We start from the raw sequence: 2,500 nt of genomic DNA, 5'->3' as shown, positions 1-2,500 counted from the left end.
CAGTTGGAGCCCAAGATTCGTTCTGGGTGACAGCGTACCTTTTGTATAATGGGTCAGCGACTTAGTGTGACGAGCAAGCTTAAACCGGTAGGTGTAGGCGCAGCGAAAGCGAGTCTGAACAGGGCGTTTTAGTTCGTCGCATTAGACCCGAAACCGAGTGATCTAGCCATGAGCAGGTTGAAGGTAAGGTAACACTTACTGGAGGACCGAACCCGCATCTGTTGCAATAGATTGGGATGACTTGTGGCTAGGGGTGAAAGGCCAATCAAACTCGGAGATAGCTGGTTCTCCGCGAAATCTATTTAGGTAGAGCGTCGATTTTATACTTCCGGGGGTAGAGCACTGGATGGGCTAGGGGATCTCACCGATTTACCAAACCTAACCAAACTCCGAATACCGGAAAGTAGTGATCGGCAGACACACGGCGGGTGCTAACGTCCGTCGTGGAGAGGGCAACAACCCTGACCACCATCTAAGGTCCCTAAGTTATGGCTAAGTGGGAAAGGATGTGAGGATCCCAAAACAACCAGGATGTTGGCTTAGAAGCAGCCATCATTTAAAGAAAGCGTAACAGCTCACTGGTCTAAATAAGGGTCTTTGCGCCGAAAATGTACCGGGGCTCAAGCCATACACCGAAGCTGTGGATTTGCATGCAAATGCAAGTGGTAGCGGAGCGTTCTGTAAGCCGTTGAAGATGGACCCGTGAGGGCTGTTGGAGGTATCAGAAGTGAGAATGCTGACATGAGTAACGATAAAGGGAGTGAGAGACTCCCTCGCCGAAAGTCCAAGGGTTCCTGCTTAAAGTTAATCTGAGCAGGGTTAGCCGGCCCCTAAGGCGAGGCCGAAAGGCGTAGTCGATGGGAACCACGTTAATATTCGTGGGCCTGCGGGTAGTGACGGATCGCGTGTGTTGTTCCTCCTTATTGGATTGGAGGGGCTTCGAAGCGGTCCCAGGAAATAGCTCCCGCGTATAGACCGTACCCTAAACCGACACTGGTGGACTGGTAGAGAATACCAAGGCGCTTGAGAGAACTGCGTTGAAGGAACTCGGCAAATTGCACGCGTAACTTCGGAAGAAGCGTGACCCTTTTGCGGGCAACCGCGAGGGGGTGGCACAGACCAGGGGGTAGCGACTGTTTACCAAAAACACAGGGCTCTGCGAAGTCGCAAGACGACGTATAGGGTCTGACGCCTGCCCGGTGCTGGAAGGTTAAGAGGAGAGGTGCAAGCTTTGAATCGAAGCCCCAGTAAACGGCGGCCGTAACTATAACGGTCCTAAGGTAGCGAAATTCCTTGTCGGGTAAGTTCCGACCTGCACGAATGGCGTAACGACTTCCCCGCTGTCTCCAACGCAGACTCAGTGAAATTGAATTCCCCGTGAAGATGCGGGGTTCCTGCGGTTAGACGGAAAGACCCCGTGCACCTTTACTATAGCTTTACACTGGCATTCGTGTCGGCATGTGTAGGATAGGTGGTAGACTTTGAAGCGGAGGCGCCAGCCTTCGTGGAGTCACCCTTGAAATACCACCCTTATCGACATGGATGTCTAACTGCGGCCCGTTATCCGGGTCCAGGACAGTGTATGGTGGGTAGTTTGACTGGGGCGGTCGCCTCCTAAAGAGTAACGGAGGCGCGCGATGGTGGGCTCAGACCGGTCGGAAATCGGTCGTCGAGTGCAATGGCATAAGCCCGCCTGACTGCAAGACTGACAAGTCGAGCAGAGACGAAAGTCGGTCATAGTGATCCGGTGGTCCCGTGTGGAAGGGCCATCGCTCAACGGATAAAAGGTACGCCGGGGATAACAGGCTGATGACCCCCAAGAGTCCATATCGACGGGGTTGTTTGGCACCTCGATGTCGACTCATCGCATCCTGGGGCTGGAGCAGGTCCCAAGGGTATGGCTGTTCGCCATTTAAAGCGGTACGTGAGTTGGGTTCAGAACGTCGTGAGACAGTTCGGTCCCTATCTGCCGTGGGTGTAGGAATATTGACAGGATCTGTCCCTAGTACGAGAGGACCGGGATGGACGTATCTCTGGTGGACCTGTTGTGGCGCCAGCCGCATAGCAGGGTAGCTATATACGGACGGGATAACCGCTGAAGGCATCTAAGCGGGAAACCCACCTGAAAACGAGTATTCCCTATCAGAGCCGTGGAAGACCACCACGTTGATAGGCCGGGTGTGGAAGTGCGGCAACGCATGCAGCTTACCGGTACTAATAGCTCGATCGACTTGATCATTCCCATTCCTCATAGCCATCTGAAGCCAGAGCTTCAGCACAAATACCAGCTTCTCATTCCTGTTGCGCTTCGCTGACCTGGTGGTTACGGCGGGGTGGCTGCACCCGATCCCATTCCGAACTCGGCCGTGAAACGCCCCAGCGCCAATGGTACTTCGTCTCAAGACGCGGGAGAGTAGGTCGCTGCCAGGTCTGCAAAACGCAACAGGAAACAACTCTTCAATCAATACCGGCCGCGCAAGCGGCCGTTGCCGTTTAAAAA

At 54.0% G+C, this 2,500-nt stretch carries 2 rRNA genes (1 of these 2 cut by a window edge); both read left to right on the top strand.

The features are described from left to right. A 23S ribosomal RNA gene (locus tag M8997_RS22055) occupies positions 1-2,239 on the top strand (it extends 855 nt beyond the left edge of the window). Positions 2,240-2,315: 76 nt separating this feature from the next. Further along, positions 2,316-2,430 (top strand): 5S ribosomal RNA (gene rrf, locus M8997_RS22050). Positions 2,431-2,500: the final 70 nt, after the last annotated feature.

It is taken from the genome of Phyllobacterium sp. 21LDTY02-6, assembly GCF_023554255.2.
GTDB lineage: Bacteria > Pseudomonadota > Alphaproteobacteria > Rhizobiales > Rhizobiaceae > Phyllobacterium.
Note: the sequence above shows the minus strand (reverse complement) of the source record. Positions and strands in the feature narration are given on the sequence as shown.